The organism is Pseudobacteroides cellulosolvens ATCC 35603 = DSM 2933 (assembly GCF_001262605.1).
GTDB classification, from domain to species: Bacteria; Bacillota; Clostridia; order Acetivibrionales; family DSM-2933; genus Pseudobacteroides; species Pseudobacteroides cellulosolvens.
The window spans coordinates 461798-484464 of record NZ_LGTC01000001.1 but is presented as its reverse complement, the minus strand read 5'-3'; the positions used below and the strand labels follow the sequence as shown (position 1 = coordinate 484464).

Annotated in this window: 17 protein-coding genes; 7 read left to right on the top strand and 10 right to left on the bottom strand. The window is 35.1% G+C overall.

Going from position 1 to position 22667, the window contains the following annotated elements; all coding sequences use genetic code 11:
- Positions 1 to 30 precede the first annotated feature (30 nt).
- Positions 31 to 864 carry a B12-binding domain-containing radical SAM protein gene (locus tag Bccel_RS31170; protein ID WP_338053595.1) on the bottom strand — a complete coding sequence of 278 codons (834 nt, stop codon included), beginning with the start codon at positions 862 to 864 and terminating at the stop codon, positions 31 to 33.
- Positions 825 to 1505, bottom strand: coding sequence for a radical SAM protein (locus Bccel_RS32280; RefSeq protein WP_338053594.1), 681 nt, complete (start codon positions 1503 to 1505; stop codon positions 825 to 827). Before Bccel_RS32280 ends, Bccel_RS31170 begins: the two co-directional genes overlap by 40 nt.
- 370 nt (positions 1506 to 1875) lie before the next feature.
- Here Bccel_RS32280 and Bccel_RS02205 point away from each other — a divergent pair, with 370 nt between their 5' ends.
- A complete protein-coding gene (locus tag Bccel_RS02205; RefSeq protein ID WP_050753005.1) occupies positions 1876 to 4935 on the top strand; it encodes a glycosyl hydrolase in 3060 nt (1019 codons plus the stop codon).
- Between the two features lie 210 nt (positions 4936 to 5145).
- Here Bccel_RS02205 and Bccel_RS02200 read toward each other — a convergent pair whose 3' ends face one another.
- A complete protein-coding gene (locus Bccel_RS02200) occupies positions 5146 to 6117 on the bottom strand; it encodes a LacI family DNA-binding transcriptional regulator (protein ID WP_242856984.1) in 972 nt (323 codons plus the stop codon).
- A 352-nt stretch (positions 6118 to 6469) separates the two neighbouring features.
- On the opposite strand from Bccel_RS02200, the gene Bccel_RS31165 reads away from it, so the two are divergent.
- Both Bccel_RS31165 and Bccel_RS30820 read left to right on the top strand, forming a co-directional pair.
- Positions 6470 to 7288: a family 8 glycosyl hydrolase gene (locus tag Bccel_RS31165; RefSeq protein ID WP_050753004.1), complete on the top strand. Its 819-nt coding sequence runs from the start codon at positions 6470 to 6472 to the stop codon at positions 7286 to 7288.
- Positions 7195 to 8646, top strand: coding sequence for a glycosyl hydrolase family 8 (locus Bccel_RS30820; protein ID WP_050753003.1), 1452 nt, complete (start codon positions 7195 to 7197; stop codon positions 8644 to 8646). The genes Bccel_RS31165 and Bccel_RS30820 overlap by 94 nt, the downstream gene beginning before the upstream one ends.
- 195 nt (positions 8647 to 8841) lie before the next feature.
- Here Bccel_RS30820 and Bccel_RS02185 read toward each other — a convergent pair whose 3' ends face one another.
- Complete coding sequence (locus tag Bccel_RS02185) at positions 8842 to 10731, bottom strand: CotH kinase family protein (protein WP_050753002.1); 1890 nt, start codon at positions 10729 to 10731, stop codon at positions 8842 to 8844.
- Between the two features lie 1049 nt (positions 10732 to 11780).
- Between Bccel_RS02185 and Bccel_RS02170 the strand changes: the two genes are divergently transcribed.
- The 3 genes from Bccel_RS02170 (at position 11781) to Bccel_RS02160 (ending at position 13376) form a co-directional block, all read left to right on the top strand.
- On the top strand, positions 11781 to 11999 hold the full coding sequence (locus Bccel_RS02170; protein ID WP_036946465.1) for a hypothetical protein: 219 nt from the start codon (positions 11781 to 11783) through the stop codon (positions 11997 to 11999).
- 332 nt (positions 12000 to 12331) lie between these two features.
- A complete protein-coding gene (locus Bccel_RS02165; protein ID WP_050753000.1) occupies positions 12332 to 12841 on the top strand; it encodes a mechanosensitive ion channel family protein in 510 nt (169 codons plus the stop codon).
- A gap of 16 nt (positions 12842 to 12857) precedes the next feature.
- Positions 12858 to 13376, top strand: a complete 519-nt coding sequence (locus Bccel_RS02160; RefSeq protein WP_050752999.1) for a mechanosensitive ion channel family protein — start codon at positions 12858 to 12860, stop codon at positions 13374 to 13376.
- A 105-nt stretch (positions 13377 to 13481) separates the two neighbouring features.
- Here Bccel_RS02160 and Bccel_RS02155 read toward each other — a convergent pair whose 3' ends face one another.
- On the bottom strand, positions 13482 to 14918 hold the full coding sequence (locus tag Bccel_RS02155) for a recombinase family protein (protein ID WP_036946462.1): 1437 nt from the start codon (positions 14916 to 14918) through the stop codon (positions 13482 to 13484).
- Between the two features lie 559 nt (positions 14919 to 15477).
- On the opposite strand from Bccel_RS02155, the gene Bccel_RS02150 reads away from it, so the two are divergent.
- Positions 15478 to 16989, top strand: coding sequence for a stalk domain-containing protein (locus tag Bccel_RS02150; protein WP_036946459.1), 1512 nt, complete (start codon positions 15478 to 15480; stop codon positions 16987 to 16989).
- Positions 16990 to 17055: 66 nt separating this feature from the next.
- Here Bccel_RS02150 and Bccel_RS02145 read toward each other — a convergent pair whose 3' ends face one another.
- The 5 genes from Bccel_RS02145 to Bccel_RS02130 all read right to left on the bottom strand — a co-directional run bounded on the left by Bccel_RS02145 (position 17056) and on the right by Bccel_RS02130 (position 22566).
- Complete coding sequence (locus tag Bccel_RS02145) at positions 17056 to 17571, bottom strand: dockerin type I domain-containing protein (RefSeq protein WP_050752998.1); 516 nt, start codon at positions 17569 to 17571, stop codon at positions 17056 to 17058.
- On the bottom strand, positions 17529 to 18236 hold the full coding sequence (locus tag Bccel_RS02140) for an expansin EXLX1 family cellulose-binding protein (RefSeq protein ID WP_050752997.1): 708 nt from the start codon (positions 18234 to 18236) through the stop codon (positions 17529 to 17531). Before Bccel_RS02140 ends, Bccel_RS02145 begins: the two co-directional genes overlap by 43 nt.
- A gap of 137 nt (positions 18237 to 18373) precedes the next feature.
- Positions 18374 to 18550, bottom strand: a complete 177-nt coding sequence (locus tag Bccel_RS28570) for a DUF1540 domain-containing protein (RefSeq protein ID WP_160317679.1) — start codon at positions 18548 to 18550, stop codon at positions 18374 to 18376.
- Between the two features lie 157 nt (positions 18551 to 18707).
- Positions 18708 to 20312 carry an extracellular solute-binding protein gene (locus Bccel_RS02135; protein WP_036946455.1) on the bottom strand — a complete coding sequence of 535 codons (1605 nt, stop codon included), beginning with the start codon at positions 20310 to 20312 and terminating at the stop codon, positions 18708 to 18710.
- A gap of 127 nt (positions 20313 to 20439) precedes the next feature.
- On the bottom strand, positions 20440 to 22566 hold the full coding sequence (locus Bccel_RS02130) for a methyl-accepting chemotaxis protein (protein WP_036946452.1): 2127 nt from the start codon (positions 22564 to 22566) through the stop codon (positions 20440 to 20442).
- Positions 22567 to 22667: the final 101 nt, after the last annotated feature.

Sequence of the window (22667 nt, the reverse complement as noted above, 5' to 3'; positions counted from 1 at the left end):
ATTAAAATCTTTTTCAAAGTTTCACCTTCCCTAACTTCCATGAACATAGTGTTCTTTTAACTCATCCGAAGGCACCCTCATATCCTTCTCCAAACTCTTCAAATAAAGTAGTTCCCGTTTCAAACTATCTCGCACATGTTTATGCCAGAAGAACTCCCCAATAAACAACACCCTGCTAAGTCCTTTTCCCGTAAATACCGCCTTAATTAACCGTTTCACCGAATAAATTTTCCTGCTTGCATGAATGATCTCCTTCTGCAAATCATACGGACTGATTCTCTCAGGATAATGCACTACATTCCCATTATACCTGCTCCAATCCTTATGTATAAGCCTATCCTTATTTGCCTCATATACTGGTGTTCCAGGTACAAAGTACATGGATTGAATCAAAACTCCATGTATATCATGCTGTATGACAAAATCCGCAAGCCTGTCACCTACACCTTTCACATGACAATCTGCACCAACAATAAATAGTCCTCTCACCTTCAAACCATGTCCCTGTATATTTCTTACAGAGCGTACTATTTCATCATAACTGCTTTTCTTATGATGTTCTTTAAACGCATCGTCCTCTAAAAATTCTATTCCCATTGCAATTTCAAAAAAGCCGGCATTTTTTAATAGTTTTAACATTTCATCATCAAAACCCACTTCATACCTTGCTTGTATGGTAAAGGAATACTTTATACCGCTTGCTATGATGGCTTTTAAAACTGATATGGCCCAATCTCTGTCAGCAAAAAAGTTATCATCTGTAATCCAAAGCATTTTACTAAGACGTGGAATTTTTCTTTCATCGTGAAATCCAATTGCCTGTTTTATATCTTCCACCACATTTTCGGGTGTTCTTGTTCGCACATTCCTTCCAAAATGACATACAAGGGCACAGTAATCGCAGTTATGGGGACATCCTCTTGAGGCATGAACCTGAGGCCAGATAGTGTTATGTCCTGCCATTTTTTTATAATTGTACAGCAAATACCTGTCAGGAATAGTATTAATGTCCTCCGGCGGTTTTCTGTTTCCTGTATGACAATTTTATTACCACTCATATAAGCCACACCTGGAAAATCAATATCTCTAGAGTTCTGAACCGCCTCAATAAATTCACCTATTGACTCGTCTCCTTCTCCTAAAAGAACATAGTCGCAATAATTAACAGCCTCGGGATAATTCATTGAAGCATGCAAACCGCCCATTACAACTATTGCTTTGGAGTTTTGTTTTATAAACTTAGCAAGCTCATACCCTCTATTAGCACTGAATGTAAAGATTCCAATAAAAACGATATCCGCATCTAATACATCCTTCCATATAATATCTGATATAGACTCACTATACATTAACGTATCATCTACAACTTTTTTAGCAATAGTGGCTAAAGTCATCAACCCATGAGATGGTGTTCTTATATACTTATCATATATATACAGGTTTTTAATTGACTTTCGGTATGGTAAATTTCCAGGTTCAATAAACCTTATCTTTTCTATTTTCATACTTGTTACCCCCAATTACTTTTCAAATTAGCTTAAATAATGTTAGTTCTACTGAAATTAGTTATTAACACCGCTATTCTACATAATTTCCCATCACAGTATAAATATAGATTAAAAGTATTATTAATCTATATTACTTATACGACACTAAACATCAAAAGTCTGATATCTTATCATAATTTAATTTGTAATTTCCCATAGATAATGAATATTGGTATGAAAACTCACTAACACATTGTTATCTATTATATCAATATTGATTTATATTCCATAAAAATGAATTGAAGTAAAATTATTGACATTAAAGAAGCAATTATATACAATAACCACCAACACGTGAGTACATAACTTAAAATAAAGGAGAATACATATGTACAGAAACATTAGAATCATTTCATTAATCACCGTTTTCGCAATGGTCACAACCTGGTTTACTGCCTCTTTTCCTGCCTACAGTGCTGACAACAACTGGGTGAATGATCTTGGTGCAGGCAGTGTATCAACGGTTCCAGGCAGTGAGGGTGACGTTCAGGCAACAATCTACAAAACCTCGAATTACCAAGGTGCCGTACATACCAACAACTGGTCGAGCTCCGTATACTGGAAGCAGTTCTCGGATCCGATGTATCCACACCCACTTGCATTCAGCTGTGAACCAACAGGCATACAAATAGGTAATCCAGCTTTAGCTCCCGGAAATGAGCCAAACACTACTATGACAGCTGCAAACAGTGACTTTATTGTAGAGCCGTCAACATTTACACCACAAGATGCCAAGGCTGACAAAGAAACAGATTGGTCAATAGATATAATGATGTCTAGCGGTTCAAAGCAAATGAAGGCGACATTTACCCACGGAAGCCCCTATGCCTATTTCTATTTTGCAGATGCAAAACCAAGGCTTGTATTTAAAAACATTCTTCCGGTAGTTTATATCGGAAATGCATCATCAAACTGCCTTGCTGTCAAAATCAACAATAACTATTACGGGTTATTTGCCCCAGTTGGATCTAACTGGACCGGAATAGGAACAAATACATTAAATTGTAATTTACCATCGGGGAAAAACTATTTTTCCATTGCACTGCTCCCGGATAATTCAGAAAACACATTTAATTTTTATAAGCAGTATGCATTTGCCTTTATTACAGATACAAAGGTTGATTGGAAATATAATGAATCTGACAGCACTGTAACAACTACCTTCAATATATCAACTACAACAATGGAAGGCACTAACAAGGATACCGTTATAGCCCTATATCCTCACCAGTGGAGGAACAATTCGAATATATCCCATCTTTCATATACATATAAAACAATCAGAGGAACAATGAAAACTATAACGGGAAGCAAATTTACAACTCAATACAAGTATAATGGAATACTTCCCTCCCTTCCCGATGCCATATCCTCCAATGCATCTATAAGAAGCAAATTACAGGGTTTTGTGGATCAAGCAGAAAGCAAAACTCCTTATATAGACTCAGATGATACATACTGGGCAGGTAAAGACTTTGGAAGGCTTGGTAATTTGATTCCAATTGCCGAACAAATTGGTGATACTACCGCAGCACAAAAATTTCTCAATGAAATGAAGAGCAAACTTGAAAATTTCTTTACATATACACCCGGAGAATCTAAAAACTACTTCTATTACAACAACAACTGGGGAACATTGGTTGGCTGGCTCCCAAGCTTTGGCTCAAATAACGAGCTTAACGACCACCACTTCCATTATGGTTACTTCATAAATGGTGCTGCACAAATTGCTCTACGTGACCCCGCATGGGCATCCGACAACCGTTGGGGTAAAATGATAAAACTCGTTATCAGCGATTTCGCAAATGGAAACAGGAATGATTTGAGATTTCCTTTCTTAAGAAATTTTGATCCATATGCTGGCCATTCCTGGGCATCAGGCCACGCAAAGTTTTGGGATGGAAATAATCAGGAGTCTTCTTCCGAGGCACTTAATGCATATCAGTCCATGATACTCCTTGGAGAAGCTATAAAAGATACCTATATAAGAGACCTTGGCGTTTACCTTTATACAACGGAAATACAGGCAGTAAACAACTACTGGTTTAACCTCTATGGAGATGTTTTCGATAAAAGCTGCCCATACAATACAGTTGGAATGGTTTGGGGAAGCAAATACACCCATGGAACCTGGTGGACCGCAGATCCTATAGAAATTCACGGTATCAACTGGATGCCAATTACAGGTGCATCATTATATCTTGCAACAGATCCAAGCTATATAAAGAGAAATCTTGATGAAATGTGGGCTGAAGTAAACGCGTATACTGGTGCGGACAAAAATCCCGCCATGTGGCAGGATATCGTATGTGAGTATATGGCTTTATCAGATCCCGCTGCAGCACTTAATAAATGGAATGAGAATGGTGCTGTTGAAGATGGTGAAACACGAGCTCATACTTTTCACTGGATCAGAAATTTAATGGAATTAGGAACACCGGATCTTACCATATCAGCAAATACACCTTTTTATGCAGTATTTAAAAAAGGCACCACAAGAAACTATGTTGCTTATAATGCTTCTGACATAATTAAAAGTGTTGTATTTTCAGATGGAAAAGTATTAAATGTGGCACCAAAGTCAATGGGTATGTCAAATGACACCAGCACTGATCCTACACCTGTAAAACCAACACCGACTGGGGTGCAAAACACACCCACTCCAACAAATGCCAAGTCTTCTACCCCGACATCCACTCCATCAATTACTGAAACTTTGGTAATTGACGATTTTAACAGTGCAGCACAATGGCAGGCAAAAAAGAACGATTTAAACCAAAACGTAAACATCCAAGGAGGAATTTACAATCTTGAAGGGGAGAAAAACCTGCATTTCTTCTACAATGGCGTAACAAACCCTGAATACTTCGATACATATTTAAACAAAGACATATCAGCCTTTGATTATTTGGCACTTACAATAAGAGGAGCCCTTGGCGGTGAAGAATCAACTATAGGCATTTCCTTAAATGACGGCAGCAAAACAGGCACATTGAAGCTTAGAACTTATGGTAATTTAACAGATTCATATAAGGAAATATTGATCCCCCTTTCCGATTTTAATATTAATCTTTCGAAAGCAACTTTCTTAAGGATTGCAGGAACAGGAACTGCACAGACAGTTAAAATCGATGATATTAAACTCATTAAGACCGGAGAAACCATTCCTCCATCACCTACAAAAACCCCTGCGATACTTTACGGGGATTTAAATGAAGATCTCTCAGTAAATATGGCTGATGTAATCATTTTGGCAAAAACCTTCAATTGTGTAAAAGGTGATAGGAAATATATTGAGGCTAATGACTTAAACACTGATGGCTCTATAAATATGGCTGATGTAGTTATTATAGCCAAGGTTTTTAATACAGTAAAACATATGGAATGATTGTTGTTGTGAGAAATTGTGTTATAGAATACACCATAATATCCCAGACATTAAATAGTGATTTTTACATAAAATTTGTTATTTTTGTGAAATCACTTTTTTTATTATTTTTTTATATTACCTTTTATATCTTCCTGCACGAACTTCTTTCTATTATAGCAGCATCCACCAGCTTATGGACAGGAGCTATTTCATTTTTCTCAATTGACTCTATGAGCAGATCTGCTGCAATTTTAGCAACTTGGGCAAAGAAACATTTACCGTTGTAAGAGGAGGCGACATGAGAGAAGAATATTGGGCATTGTCAAAACCAATTATAGAAATATCATCGGGTACTTTTAGACCCAATTCTGCAATGGCTCTATAAGCACCAATTACCATGGTATCATTACATATAAATACTGCTGTCGGCGTATTAATTGAAGATAACAGCTTTTTCATTCCTTCATAGCCGCTCATTTCCATAAAATCTCCATAATAAATCCATTCCTCACGAAGGGGCAAATTCAAACTTAGAATTGCATCTTTAAATCCATCGAACCTTTTTTTGCCTGACAATTTATCTAAATTACCAGTTATCATGCCAATATCCTTATGTCCAAGCTCTGCAAAGTATTTCACGACATCAAAGGCTGCTTTGTAATTGTTTATATTAACATAAATTGCATTTGCAATGTTTGATTTATCTTCCTCAACATCTATAAAGGCTATGAAATTATCTTTATTTATCGTTTCCAGCACTTTTAGATAATCTATGTGGTTACTGCCTATTATTACACTTCCATCTATCCTTTTCTCATTAAATGCACTTGCAATTTTCCATAATTCGCTCGTTTTGTAAATTGTGGATACAAAAACATAAAAAAGTTTCTTGTTTGCATGGTCAATAAATGCACTTATAAACGGTGCAAAAAAAGTGTTGTCATACAAAAGATTTTCATCATTTAAAATTACATGGTGAGGCTGCTCCATATCTTTTATATCAAGAATAAATAATCCCAGAGTAGTATCCTTTACACCTGCAAGTTTTCTTGCTGAGGAATTGGGATAATAATTATATTTCTTTATAGCTTCTAAAACTTTTTCCCGGGTCTCTAAGGGTATGTCAGGATAATTATTGATTACTCTCGATACAGTACTTCTCGATACTCCAATTATTTTAGCCAACTCTTCACTCGTCATTTCTATCTTCCTTATACACCGATTGTTTAAGTACCTTTAAAAACATATATAATTATATAACAAACTTATTGAATACTCTATATCATTAAAATTATAGTTAAAAAATAACATAAAAATCGTCAAAAAATTTTTCTGTTTACGAATATTACTGTATGGAAGTTAGATAGTAGTTGTACTACCAAACTATTGTGTAGCATTTCAAATAAATTAAAGCAGCAATAATATAGGTATAATCGTATTGTCGTACCCATATTGTTCAAATACCTTACAGTTTATTTATTATTAATGAAAGGAGTGATAAGTAAATATTTAATCTCATCAATATTATATCATTCTTTGGAGGAGTATAAGTATGAAAATCAAAAAACTACTGAGTTTGGTGCTGATATGCAGCATTATAGCTACATATTTTGTACAGGCAGGTGTACAGTCTAATGCCGCAACCCCTGTATTACCGGCACAAGGTGCAATTGAAACCGGAGTATACAGGAACCTGTTTAAAGAGGCTGGACATACTGATGCAGAAATCAAGGCAAAGTTGGAAAAAGAGTTTCAGTCACTATTTCATGGCGATAGTAACCATAAGATCATGTATGAAGTAGGTACTGATATGGCGTATATTCTCGATGTCAATAATAACGATATCCGTAGTGAGGGCCAGTCATATGGAATGATGCACTGTGTGCAGATGGATAAGAAGACTGAATTTGACAAGCTCTGGAAATGGGCTAAGACCTATATGCAGCAAAAAAGCGGTCAGTTTAAAGGATTTTTTGCATGGCAATGTAGAACTGACGGAAGCCATATGGATGAAACACCAGCTTCCGATGGTGATGAATATTTTGCAATGGCACTTTTGTTTGCTTCAAAACGTTGGGGAAACGGTACAGGAATTTTCAACTATGAAGCTGAAGCTAATGCCATATTGGATGCATGCTTACATCAGTCTGATGATGGACAAGGATACAACCTTATTAATAAAAACTCAAACCAGGTAGTTTTCTGTCCTAGTGCCGGTAACTATGACTTTACAGATCCTTCATACCATCTCCCTGGATTCTATGAACTGTTTGCTTTATGGGGCCGGAAAAAGACAGGGAAACATGGAAAAAAGTTGCTGCAACAAGCAGAGAGTTTTTCAAAAAGACAACTCATCCAACAACAGGCTTAGCACCTGACTATGCAAATTTTGACGGATCACCAAAGAGCGTATCATGGGGTACAGAGCATGTTGACTTCCGCTATGATGCTTGGCGTACTGTAAATAATAGTGCTTTTGATTATGCATGGTTTAAAAAAGATGCATGGGCAAATACCTATGCAGACAGAATACAGGATTTCTTTGTAAGTAAGGGTCGTACAACTTACGGAGGATGTTATAAACTCGATGGTACACAAACTAATAATGACCATTCACCTGGACTTGTTGCAATGAATGCTGTTGCAAGCTTGGCAGCTACTAAAGCTCAGGCATATGATTTTGTTGAAGATCTTTGGAAGTTATCTGCTCCTAGCGGACAATACAGGTATTATGACGGATGTCTCTTTATGTTTGGTTTACTACATGTCAGCGGTAATTTCAGAATATGGGGCGGTCCGGATCCAATCGATCCAACTGATCCAGTTGATCCAACAAATACTCCAAAACCTACAATACGCCCTTTAACACCAGCAGCAATAAGGGGTGATTTAAGTAACGACGGAGTTATAAACATGGCTGATGTTATCCTTTTAGCCACCAAATTCAATGCAATAGATGGAGATGGAAAATATGTTTCAGCATATGACTTAACCGATGACGGGGTAATAAACATGGCTGATGTAGTAATTATTGGAAAATACTTCGGCAAAAACGTAATGGTTGTAACTGAAAATCCAACAAAAGCATCTGCACCAACCAATACACCAACACCAACGCCAATACCAAGTGCCAAAACTACTATAAAGGTAATGCCTTTGGGTGATTCCATAACAGATGGGCTTACTGTGCCGGGAGGATACAGGATTAAACTTTGGCAGCAGATTACCAGTAATGGATTTAAGGTTGATTTTGTAGGTTCTATGTCAAACGGTCCTTCAGAGCTTGGCGATAAAAACCACGAAGGCCACAGCGGATGGACAATCAGCCAGATTGATACAAATATCAATACATGGATGGATACCTACAAACCGCAAATTGTGCTTTTACATATTGGTACCAATGATATGTACCAGACTCCATCAGGTGCTCCTGACAGGTTGGGCACATTAATTGACAAGATCTGTGCCAAATTACCCACAGGTGGGAAGCTTTATGTATCGGACATTATTCCTTTTCCAATGTCTGCATCAAATGTGACAGCCTATAATGCAAAAATTCCAGGAGTTGTTCAACAAAAGGCTAGTGCAGGCAAACCTGTATATTTTGTAGAAATGTATAAAGCCCTTACTTCTAACGACCTTGCAGATGGAGTCCATCCTAATGCTACCGGTTATAATAAGATGGCAGATGTTTGGTTTAATGCAATCAAAGCTGACCTAGGAAAATGATCTTTATATTTTTCTATAATTTATGATTTGTGATTAATAAAGATACCGAACTGATATTTAACTTTACAGTTCGGTATCTTTATTAAAGTGATAATGTGAATATCTTAAATTCACGTTATCCCTTTAATCATCTTACTATTGAATATAAAATTTCAAACCATATTGATAAAGCTTTAATCAATATACTATGCTTTTTTAATTTCTTACTGTATTAAATTTTTTTGCCATTATAATAACATCCAGCATGTTTATAGACCCGTCATTGCTCAAATCATATGCTTTGTTATATTTCTCGTTTCCGGTTACTGAATTGAATGTAGTTGCAATAAGTATAATATCCGCCATATTAACTATACCGTCATTGTTCAAGTCCTCAGATACTACAGGAGTTGTCGGTGTAGATGAAGGCTTTTGAGTAGGCGTAGGAGAAGGCACTTTAGTCGGCACCGGAACTGGTGAAATACTAACTGTCTTAAGGTAATCATTAACAGCTGTCTGTCTGCTGTTAATATGAGTTAGAATTGCATCACAAGCTGAATTAAAGGCATTTTCTCCCCCTGACAATAGAGTTACATCACTTGTTTCTCCTTCCGGGCCTACAATATAAGGCTTTATCAAAGCTTGATATGCCTTAACCTTGGTAGTAATTTTGCTGGCATTCATACAACCGTTAATAGCTTGCTGCATTTCATAATGATAAATATTCTTATAAACCGGATCGTCAAGGAGCTTTCTGATTAAAGGCCATCTATCGGTAACTTCATTTAACGACAAGCTGGTTGTCCTTGATCCCCCGAATCCTCCTCCAAATCCTCCTCCCATCATGCTTTGAGACATTGAAAGGCCATGATCCCACGTTATCCATACTAATCCTGCATTATTTAAAACATCATTATATAAATAATAATTATGAGCCATTTGACCATAACAATCCCAGTTTACTACAGCCGTATTTATAGCTAACCACCTCAAAAAGCTTCTCGAATTAAAATACTTTTCCAGATTTGCCCTCCATGTAGCAGCATCAGTCTTTGCAGCCCATAATGCTGTGTGTGCACCTATTACATCGCTCCAGTCAGCAGCCTCTTCATTGTTTTTCTTTTCAAAAGCAGTCTGCCTAAATGGTGATGTCCAATCTGCACCCGTGCCCTCCGGCTTATAACAGTTTCCGCTGTCGTCTCCGAATTGGTCCTTTAACATAGCATCAGAAGGGTCCTCGGTCATGGTATAAAGTCCCCAGTATTTCGGTCCGTTTCCTGTGTCAACATATACCCTGCAAAACGAACTTTTTGCAGCAGGAACGCCGCCTTCTCTAAAAATTTCAGCTGTAAGTTTTTCCTTCATAAAAGAATTGTCATTCCAGTTATTTGCAAAGGTCATACAGGAGAAGCCAAAAAAATGCTGATCATTAATCTCTGGTTTCTGGTCTTCATATTCATCAAAGTTTAATCTGAATGGAAGTTTGGTTTTGCTTTTTAAACTGGCAAGGGAGCTGTTTCCCTTATACCTGAATCCCACATTCCACCACGTTTTTCCTTCAAATTCGACTGTAGAAGGTACATAGATAGGCTCAACATTGCTGTTGATGGTAATCTTTTGAACATCGTTTCTAATTTTCTGGTAATCAGCCGAACTTATTTTAATATCCATCCTTAATACTTTATCATCAGGAAAAATAAGTTTGTAATCAGGATCTGCACTTTTGGAATGTGTTTTTTCCGTCCACCCCTGAGGCCTTCCGATAAACACCCTCTTCTTTTTTATATCAGTATTTCCAGCCGAGTCTTTAACTGTTAATGTTACATTATAGTCATCAATTTCAGTAAAAGAATGTGTCACTCGAGCACCGGTAGCTGTGGTACCATCTTTAAAATCCCATTCATAGCTTACTACTGCACCTTCTGCATCGCTCGAAGAAGAAGCATCAAATGTAATAGCCTCATTTAATGCCGGCGTAACATTGGAAATCTCAAATTTTGCTGCCGGTGGGTTTGTATCTGCCGCAAAGCCCACTGAAAAGATGTTGCTAAAAATAACTGATGTAATAACAAAAGGAATTATAAATTTTCTTTTTTCTCTAAACATACGTAGTCTCCAAAAATAAATATTTGCAAATACCAATACCTAATAAAGATTAAATAAAATGATCATACAAAACTCTACTTTTATACATTCACTCCCCTAATTCCGCCTCCCCCTTACGCTTATACTTTTTATCAACCCCCTTTTAATGCTTAAAACATAACTTAAATTGATGTCCACACATTATAAAATGACAGCTTCTTTATAAATTAACCTATATATACTATATTATATATAAGCTAGTACATACTCTCAATTGATTTTTTGTCAATATTCTGTATTTTTTTATCAATATTCTGTATTTTTTATCATTTTTGTTCTAATAATATTAGCAATGTGAAGTTTATATAAAAATTAGCAGCTCCATGCTATTAGTGCCTTGCAGAATGTCCCAGACCCTATATAAATCAGTTTATTGGAATATTGCTTCCAAAATCTATAATTTCATGTTTTTCATTCATAATCTAAATAAGAGATATATTCATATTAAAGTAATTAATGAAAGGAAACTCATGAAAACTTCACGGTCAAATTTACTAATTTTATTATTGATAATATTTTGTGTACTGATAACAAGTTGTAACAGTAATATAAAGCAAGCAAATAATTTAAAACCTGAAACCAATGCTCCTAAAAGTGCTTTTTCTAATAAAATAAAGGAAGAATTCTCCAAGCAATTAAACGTGATTGTATATGACAATTATATCGGACCATAATTTGCTTTATGGGTCTATTGGCGGAATTGAACTATTTAAGGTATGTGACCTGATTGATATTAATACATCTCTTAAAGACAGACATTTCTATGAAAATGGGCCTGAGAATAAATATCAGGGAAATTTTGTACCATCATCTTTTTACGTTGAAAAAACAACGTCAGGCTTACATTTAAGGTTAAAGGTAAAATCGCTGATTATTTTGCCCAAACACCTTATCCACAGGTTCAGTATGATGTATTTAAAAACAATACCCTTGTTAAATCTATAAATGTTTATCAGTACAAGGAACAGTTTTATTTAAACAATCTTGAAGAACTTCTTAAAGCAATAGATATGAAGTATTACAAGGATGATTCAAAAAATTTAACTTTTGTAGGTTCTCCAAAAGCTACCAAAATAACTGGTAGGTTATTAGCTCAAAACCTGGTTGAAATAACCCCTGGAGAGCAAAGCACAGCTAAGCAGCTTTATAATTTTGATGAAAAAAACATGACATATTATAAAGACATTGTTTTAAAATCGAAGGAAAGAAGAATTACAGCCGCAATATAAAGAAGGAACATCTTCAATTTTTCCAAACCATTCCAATGTAAAAAGCAAAATATATTCCGGTATGACTATTTGCGATACCCTTTGTGGAAAAGTCAGATAATTATGTAAATCTGATTAAGAAAATGCTGTCTATCCCCTCTTAGGCATCCCACACATTGCCTTATTCCATGCATTAACACTAGTCATTGTTCTTGTATTTTTTACATCTTAACATTTTAATATCTTAATATTTAAATATTTTATATTTTGTTGCTTTATAATAAAACAAAGTTGGTATATAATACATAGTTGTAATCAAAACAATAATATTTTGAAGGAGGTTTTTATTTTATATGCCAAATCTTAATTTGATTGCTATTAATGTAATGTACTACGGCGGCAAAGTTGTTGCTGCAATAGTAACACTTATCATAGGGCTATGGCTAATCGGACTTTTGACCAAGTCCATGGAAAAAATACTCAAAAAGAGCATCAACGACGTAACATTAAACAGCTTTCTAAAATCCATTATAGGAATATTTTTAAAGATAGTTCTTTTTATCAGTGTTATTTCAATTCTAGGAATACAGGTAGCCTCATTTATTGCTGTTCTTGGTGCCGCTGGTCTAGCAATTGGCCTGGCATTGCAGGGAAATCTGTCAAACCTTTCCTCTGGAGTACTGATACTCTTTTTTAAACCCTTTAGAGTTGGTGAAGTGTTAGAGTTTAAAGGAATTGTTGCTGAAGTAAAAGAGATTCAGATTATGCATACTGTGGGTTTAACAGATGATGGTACTAAGATTATTATTCCAAACAGCATGCTTTCAACTGCAAATCTTGTTGTATCGCAAAGAAAGAAATAATTAAAGGAGGAGCCTTATGAACTTTTTAGAAAAGTATATCACTTCTGAATATTTATATAATTTACTTATTTCTATTGGAAGTAAGATTTTAATTGGTGCTGCTGTCTTAATAATAGGACTGTACCTTATTAAACTATTAGTTAATGCATCAAAAAAAGTCCTGTCAAAAGCATATGATGATGCAACCCTTATAACTTTCCTATCTTCACTTTTGAGCATTGCACTAAAGTTAATATTAGTTATTTCTGTTCTAGCTTTGATAGGTATAGAAATGACGTCGTTTATAGCATTGTTTGGAGCGGCAGGCTTAGCTATCGGACTTGCTTTCCAGGGAACTCTTGCAAATTTTGCAGCAGGCGTACTCATACTCTTGTTCAGGCCATTTGATGTTGGAGACAGAATTAAATCCCAGGATTTAAACGGAAAAGTTAAAGAAATACAGGTACTATATACAATTCTCGAAACTGATGACAACAAAAGAGTAGTTATGCCTAATAACGGTGTATATAGTAATATAATATTCGTTAATAAATAGAGATCAATTGACCATGTCCTTGTTGCATAAATATATCTGACTGCAGCATATTTAACTTTATAGTTGGATATCTTTATGGTGACAGGCTTTTAATGGAACAGGCTTTTAAATTGGAAATCGCAGGTCTATATTCCTGATTTTTTTCTCTTCATCAAGCTCAATTGATTTAATCATATAATGCAGTAATTCCTTTTTTTCTTCAGAAGAAACATATTCCAAAACCTTGTCAAAAGATCTAATATATCCTTCAATCTCGGTACTCGTTATATCCAAATGAGTTTTGTCTCTTTGATTTTTGACTTCTATTTTCCTTTTTTTTAAGTCTTCCATCTGTTCTCGTATTTCATCCAACCTGTCGGCAAACATTACAGGGTCAACCTTATCATTTTCAAACAGTTTAAAATATTTGTTTTTTAGGATTGTCAATCTCCCCAGTTCATTATCTATCTTTTCCAATTCTTTAACATTCATCTCTCCCCTATCATAAGTCACGTTACATATTTCTTCTGCTACCATATCTATAATCACTGTTTTTTTAACTATTTCACCTACCCTTTTTAAAACTTCCTCTTCAATCCTGTCTGCATTTATCATATATGAAGTACAGGCAGTCCCTCCCTGTCTGTGGTATTTGCTGCATTTATAATACCTGTACACCCTGCCGTTAGCATTACTAAAGCTGCCTATCATATTAGAACCGCAATTGCAGCATCTCAACAATCCTGCCAAAGCATGGATGTTTCTTACTTTTAATCGGGTCCTTGTGTGTTTATTTATTTTATCCTTGACTCTCTCAAATAGCTCCTTTGAAATGATGGGCTCATGAATTCCCTTAACTTCATAATATTCCTTTCCATCCTTCATCTGGTGCCTTACACGCCCAATATAAACCGGATTGGTAAGTATTCTTCTTATATAATCATGGCCGAACATCCCGTTTCTTTTAGTCCTGTATCCTTGAGTGTTCAATGTGTCAGCAATTTTCCTGAAACCCAAATTTTCTTCCACATACATTTCGTATATCCTTTTTACCAATTCAGCTTCATTCTCATTTATTACAATTTCCTTATCCACATTATCATACCCAAAAACATGGTTCCCTGTCCATTTTCCTTCCTTTGCTCTCTGCCTTAATCCAAGCTTAACATTCTCAACAATGGTATTTCTCTCAAATTCCGCAATACTCCCCAGAATTTGTAGTGTCATTCTCCCTACCGGAGTTGATGTATCAAACTTCTCTGAATAACTTATAAATGATATACCTTTGTTTTCAAACCTGTCGACCAGGAGCAAAAGGTCTTTCAAGCTCCTTGAAAGCCTGCTTATTTTCCACACAATTACATATACAAAGCAACCTTTTTCAGCATCATCCAAAAGCTCATTGAGCCCAGCTCTCTCTTCGATACTTTTTCCTGACATGCCTAAGTCACTATACACCTTGTAAATATTCATGCTGTATAGCTTGCAATACGCAGTCAAAACATCTGTCTGAGCCGATATTGAGTACCCCTCTTTGGCTTGTTCTTCTGTGCTGACACGCACGTATAAAGCTGCTAGCTGATTATTATCGGATTTCAGGTAATATCCCTCCCTATATATGGATGTTCTTCTATGAAAATAATATTAACACTGTTTATTGGACTTTCGTTTTATTAAGGAATGACTAAAGTATTCCTTCCAATTTTTATGCGGGTGTTGATGAGTGAAGCCAACACATGCGGGAAATTTGTATCAGAAGTTATATTTGAGTCATTACCAAATATACTTTAGTAGAAGTTATTATAAGGAATCATCTATCATGAATAACGAGCAAAAAAAAGCTTTAAAGAGATTCATAAAACATTTGTCTGAAATCATAATCAAAGTTCATAAGGAGACTAATGGCAGCATACTAAAATAAATATATGTTTTTTATTTGAAATTATATCTCCATCATTTCTTTTTGCTTAAAAGCCGAAAGACAAAGTAAATTGTCCCTCTACTGACTATTAATTTGATAGAAATACTGTTATAATTTAATTAATTGGGTTTGATATCAAAACTTGGGATACAACGGCCAATATATGGCATACCAGACTTTAAATATACAGGAGAACTATCTATGGATAATAAAAAATATAATACCATCTTGATATTTTCATTAGTTATTTTAGCAGGAATTTTACTGATTTGGGGTAAAACATCTCCTAATACAGTTAATAATTCTGTTAAATCAGCGGTTAATTATACAGCTACAGATGCTGCAAAAAACATACCAGCTAGTACCGCTACAAATACTGCTAAAGATTTAGCAATAAAGCTGGAGTATGCCCAAGGCAATTATAAACCAGGTGATATCATAGAAGTAAGTCTAGAAAATATACCAACCGATAAAAGGTGCTATCTTCTATTGAAAAAATCATCTGATACATATCCAATTTCCAGAAGGTGCATTTGGTATAAAAGCAGCGGCTCTTTTAAATTCCTTACGCCTAACCAAAAGGCAAGCTGGCATTTTGAATTGGTTGATGAAGCATCAAAATCAGTTCTTGCAAAAAGCAACGAACTGATAGTAACACAAGAGATTCATGACAATACTATTGATGACCACCTGAACGTGTTAGATAGAGCTTATTTAACACCCGTTGGAAGTTTCAACCTTATAAGACAGGGAAATAATGTAAAGGGATTATACGAATTTAACAACGGCAGCTTTGAAGGCGTTATAAAATATGAAGACACTTATGGATACGTTATTAATGGTAAATTTATAGAAACCATAAAAACAGGAACTTCTATATCCGGAGAAATTGAAGTTCGCATATCAAGTGATTCCGAGGAATGTGAAATGAAATGGCGAAGATCTGATTCAAAAAACTGGCTTTCAAGCAAAGGTCCTGGAAGTTGGTGCGATCTAGGGGATTTTGCCAACCTTTCCTTTACCCCAAAAATTGACGAGATTGATAACGGTAACAGGATTTCATGGAATTACATAGACTCCAAAGATATTACAGGCTACAATATTTATAGAAAAATAATACCGGGTTCATCAGACTTTATAAAAATCAATGAAGCTCCTCTTAATAACAATGAATATGTTGATGCAGGAATCCCATCTCTTAGAGCTTTTTCATACATAGTTAAAGCTGTCTTTGCCGATAATCATGAAGAAACCATAAGCCAATACGATAATTTCTTCCCCGATGGAGTGGCATTAATTGAAATGAAGCCATCAAAATTACAACTTACCAGGATAAGAAATAAGCTTGGTAGCTGGGATTTTAACATATTTGAGAAAAAACCTGATTATGATATGACAAATGAATATTCAAGGATTTTAAACGGTAAACTTACGGTGCCTCTAATAACATCAATAGGAAATGCTTTTGGCGGGGAAATTACATTGGATGCTAACAACAAATCAGCTCTTATAAAATGGAATGGGAAGTCCTGTACCTTGCACAATGGCAGCACCGACTTCACCTTTGACGGAAAACTGTATAAATTTACAAATCCGCCTTATATGAACGGCGATACAATGAATGTGGAAATAGACACACTCTTAAAGGCTCTAGGTATGAAAACAGAATGGGTCAAAGAAGGAAAAACCCTGTGCGTCGGTTATACCCCCTAATCCCATGTATTTCAATAATACAGTATTAAAAGTGATAAATTTAAGATTATTAGCACTTTTAATATACTACTGTATATCTAAATAATCTTTTGAGGTTTTATTAAAGTTTTTTGCAATCAAAACAATATCTGCAAGGTTGATTCTTCCATCTCTATTGAGGTCAGCCTTTTGATTATATTTCAAGTCATTTTGCACAGCATTATATAATTTTGCAACCTCAATAACATCCAACATATTTATGGCACCATCCTGAACATTATTGACTTCTATATCTCCAGCCCACATAACTATGGGACTTTTAACCGATATAGTTGATGTTATCTTTCCCAATGCTATATTTCTTGTAAGGAATGAGGATTTGGTTATTATAATGTCTGTATTTGTACCTTCGGGAATACTATCAATTGTAAAATTTCCATTGCTGTCTGTTGTGGCAGATAAAGAGGTACCACGTATACTTACCTTAAATCCTTCATTAAGTGCTGTATTGGAAACATCAACACTCGGCTTTATTGACCCGTTTATTGAATAATATTTATTCATATTATCTTGACGGATTGGGAATTGTTTTGTACCTGACACAATCGTCTCACTTCCTGTAAATGGAATGTCCTTATCTGTAAATTCCTGCCCATATATGTCTGTAACCCTGAATGTATAAGGCCCGGCCCCATATCTCTAGTTTCAAAATAGTTATAATTTCTGCGTGGAATTTCAACAAATTTGCCATCTTTGTCCATGTATTCAAATTTATCAACAGGGTATCTATGATTTCTGATCTGAACCCCAATCCAAAACGCAGAACTGCCTTCCTTGTACTTATATTGCACAGGTCCATCGGTATCAAGAGGTATTATCCTCCATGATATTGGTACTTTTCCGTCTATAGGGTTGGCTACATGGGGAAATGCATCTATATTAAGATCCAAATCACCTTTTTGGCCTTCAGGTAATAGGTCTGTGACCAATACGTTGATCTTTCCCAACGGTCCGGTAACTTCGAGATAGGCTCCGCTCATCCGAGCAGTATCAAAATCAAATATATTTAGTGCAGTAACAAAGTAATCCTTTGAAACAGGATCAAGCATGCAGCATCCGCCCTCATATCCTCCCCCGTAATAGGTTGCATAGCCATAATGGATTTCGCCTTCTACAGTTCCCGGTGTACCTGCTGAGGCAATAGTTGATGGCAATGCCAGCAGGTTTATACAAAATATAAAGATTATAATAATTGTTACCCTTTTCATACATATCCCCCTAAAACAAATGTAAAATCTTAATATAATTTTATCATTTATTGGAGAGATTTTCATTTGTTAAAAAATAAAAGAAGTCTGATTCCATAAATAAATATGAAACCAGACTTCTTTACTTAATACTTATTCTATTTCTTCTCTACTTGAGCTTTATAGCTTGCACATAATGTTTCATCATAAGGTGCACCACTGTCTGACTTTGCAGCAGCACTAACCTGAATTGCATCTAAAGTACAAAGGTTATCCTTATCTTTATTATAAATACAGCTTCCTACAGAGCAAAGTATTCTTTGACAGCTAGCCATTTTAGCTCCTCCTTTAATCATATACTAAAATTTCCAATAAAATATCTTTGTAAAAGCAAAATACTTTTACAAAGATATTTTATGTAGTTTTATGATTAATACTTGAGGAATTTCACTCAATTTATGCTATTATTAACCAAAAAACAATTTATCTTTATTATTTTTTCATCGCCTTATATGCGGCTCTTGTTTCATCAATTACTTGCTGACCACCTGCTTTTAAGTATTCCTGTATAAGAGTATCGTAAGTTTTGTCAAACTCTGCAGGCTTACAAGTTATTGTTTTTATGAATGTTTCTACTTCCTTTTCTCCCAATACTTTACTGTATTTTGCTTTTGATTCGATAGCCCTGTCTAAGTGCGGCATAAAACTTGCATCATTCATGGCAGCACTATATGCTTGTTTGTAAAGCTCTTCATATCCTGGGAAACCATAAGAAGCAGCTTCTACATTCTTATCCTCACTTCCAAATTCCTTACCGTTAACGATAATTGACAAATCGATAAAGTTCGCCTTATTATCATCAGCAAGCTTATCATTCGGAATAATATTTACAGGTATTCCATTTTTTTCATCTAAATAATGGACACCTTTTTCTCCATTTTGCAAATAGAATAAAACTTCAGGATCCGCCATCCACTCAAGATATTTTATCGCTTCAGCTGCTCTTTGACTTGTCTTTGGTACTATTATAAATAAGCCGTTAGGATTAAATTTAAATTTCAAGTGTTTTCCTTCTTTATTTACAAATGGGTCAATAGGAATATACTGGCCTTCTGGAGCAACGGTTTTTATCTTGTCTGAAAAGCTTCCTGCCCTATAAGTCAAATCAAATGTATGTATGAATGCTCCTGCCAGCCCTTTGCTTATATTATCATCATTATGTTTTCCGTCATCTGTAGCAAACTTAGGATCTAAAAGTCCTTCATTATACATCTTGTTTAAAAATCTCATACCTTCCTTAAATCCTGGCACTAACCAGTTTGGGAGGCTGTAAGTATCTTCCTCGGATATTTTCTCCTTAAACGAATCTAACAAAGGACTGACGCCCCACATTAAATTATTAGGATCAACAGCAAATGTATAAGGTATTACTTTGCCTCCCAGCTTTCCAGGATCCTTTTCCTTGAATGCCTTCATTGCATTATAGAATTCATCTGTTGTTTTCGGAACAGGCAAACCAACCTTGTCCAACCAGTCTTTTCTTATAAAAGTTGACTCAGCTGCTACCATTACTCTTTTTGCAGGAACAGCATATTGAATATTATCCCATCTTCCGTAGCTAAGCAAATCTTCGCCTAGGAATTTCTTTAAGTTAGGTGCATTCTTATCAATTAATTCTGTTAAATCGGTAAGTCCGCCATTCTTGGCAAAGTCCACAACTACACTATCGGTATATGTAAAACATATATCTGGAGCCTGGTTTGAAGCCATAAGCACCTTTAGCTTGTCAACTTCCTGTGCCCTTGGGATGGGTACAAATGTTACCTTTATGTTGTTGGGATCGCCGAACTTTTCCTGTATCCATTTTGTTTGAAAATTGTTATCTGCTACATAACCCTTAGTCCCTCTGTCAAAAACAGCAACTTTAAGTTCTACTTGCGGTCCTTTATTCTTTTTAGAAACATCTTGTTCTGTACTATCATTAACTTTTGCACCATTATCACCTTCATTTGAGGTTCCCGAGCCGCAGCCAACAGTTGAACTTAACAACATTAACATAATAGTAAAGCAAATTGCTTTTGAAAAAAACTTTTTCATATTTTAGCCTCCTGGTTTTTTGGGTTTATTTAAAATATTCCACAATAGCTATATTAAAAGTGCTTGGATTCATCACTTTTAATTTTTTTCAGCAATTAGCAGAATATAATAAGCTATAGAATTTACCTTATTTAAGCGTAAACTTTTCGACTGCCTCTTCAAGTTTAAGAGCCATGTTATTTAATTCTTGTGAGAAATGTGCCAGCTCTTCCGAACTTGCTATTTGTTCCTGGGTACTAGCGGCTACTTCCTCAGCTGAAACAGCTGCTTGATTAGCCAGTGCAGAAATGCTTTCTATTGAATTGACTGCCTTGTCCTTTGAAGTTATTGCTTTATTAAGTGACTGAGATACATTTTCAACGCAAAGGGAAATACTTGACATTGCATCATATATCTTACGGAATGAGTCGTCTGTTTCACGTACTACTCCCATCTGTTCATCGAGAATACGATTTGCCTTATACGCCATATCTACTGTATGCTGAGTTTTCTCCTGAATATTATTAATAATATTGTTTATTGCTGTAGATGCTTCTTCTGATCTATGTGCAAGCTTATTTACATCACCTGCGACCACTGCAAATCCTCTTCCTGTTTCACCCGCCCTTGCTGCTTCAATAGATGCATTAAGTGCAAGAAGTTTTGTTTGGCTGGCAATACCAACGATTGTCTCCACAATTTTTTTAATTTGCCTCATATATTGATTCAGGTCAACAATGTCATCAATTACTTCTTTAGATGCAGTACAGGTTTCATTAGTCTTATCATTCAACATTTTGACAGTATCTAAAGAATAATGACTCAATTCTTTTGTATTAGTTACCATATTAAATACAGATACCATATTTTCTTCAACTTTATTAAAGCTCTCGTCAAGTTGATTCATATTGGATACAGTGCTGTTAATCTCTTCAACCTGATTGGCTGAACCGCTTGCAACCTCCTGAATAGCTTTTGCTATCTGTTCTGATACAACATGAGATTGTTTAGAAGATTCAGCTATTAATTCCGAGCTCTTTAAAACATTATTTACTGATAAAAAACGAACCTGTTCTATTAACTTTCTGATATTTGCAGCCATTTCATTAAAATTTTCTGAAACAATTGCGATTTCATCCTTATAGTTGTCTCTAATGTCAACAGCAAGGTTTCCGTTTTTCGCTTCTTTTATAATATTAACCATCTTGTCCAATGGTCTTGATATACTTCCCGAGATTAGGTAAGCTAAGAATAGTGAAAGTCCGAGACAAGCCATAACAAAAACAATCAAAGAACTTTTTATCCTGTTCGGTTCTGCATTGATAAATGATATAGGTACCTTACCAACCAAAAACCAATTCGTTCCATTTATTTCCTTGTACGAAACCATACTATCGTTATAATCAAAAATGTGCTCAGCATGTTTGTCTTTTTCAATTTCTCCAATAAGGCCTTTGTCTTCATACAACTTACCAAGATGGCTGCTATTTGAACACGATATAACTTTACCTTTCTTGTCCAATACAAACAACTCTGACCCTTCACCGATATTTATGTCCTTATATATATTCAAAAAATTTTCATTGTTTATTCCAATAAGCAAATACCCTAAATTCTTGCTCCATGACACTCCTTTGATTTTTCTTAGACAAATTAAATTATGTTTTGAATCCAAGGTTTCAGTTGTCCACGCAAAATCTTCAGTATTATCATCGGCCAATTTTTTTAACCTTTTTACTGTATCATCATTATTCAAAGAATCAGAAGTGTTATATTTTACCATCTCCCCATTATCCAGCAAAATAGCAGCAAAGGATACTTCCTTATGTGATGAGAATTTTGTAAGCAAAATATTATTTAGCTCACTTACAGCCTGGAAGCCGCTATAATCGTCTCCAGATAAAACTGTTTCTATTTTCTTTTGAACATCAGCAGAAAGTGACATTTCAATAGCGTAGTTTTTATACTTCACAAGTACATCCTCTGTTTTTATGCCTGTTTCCCTTATTAATTGCTTGGAGTATGTTCTGATCTTTGAGTCGATGGTATTGCTTGACAATGAATACGAAAAAATACCTATTAGGGTGAGAGGGATTATTGATAAAGCTATAAAAGACACCATTAATCGTACTTTAATCTTGGTATTTCTTAAGAATCTCCTTGTAATCCAATTATCTTCCAAAAAGTCATTAATAAACCTCAAAACGTCCAGTATTTTGTTTGGTTTATTCCCAAACATCTTACTATCATTTTTTTTCTCAACTTTTTTCTTCATAAATAATACCGCCTCAATTATTTTTTATGTTATACTTTACATAAAACAAAGGGTTATATAACATATCGACAATTGAGGCTAAATTATTAATAATAATTTAA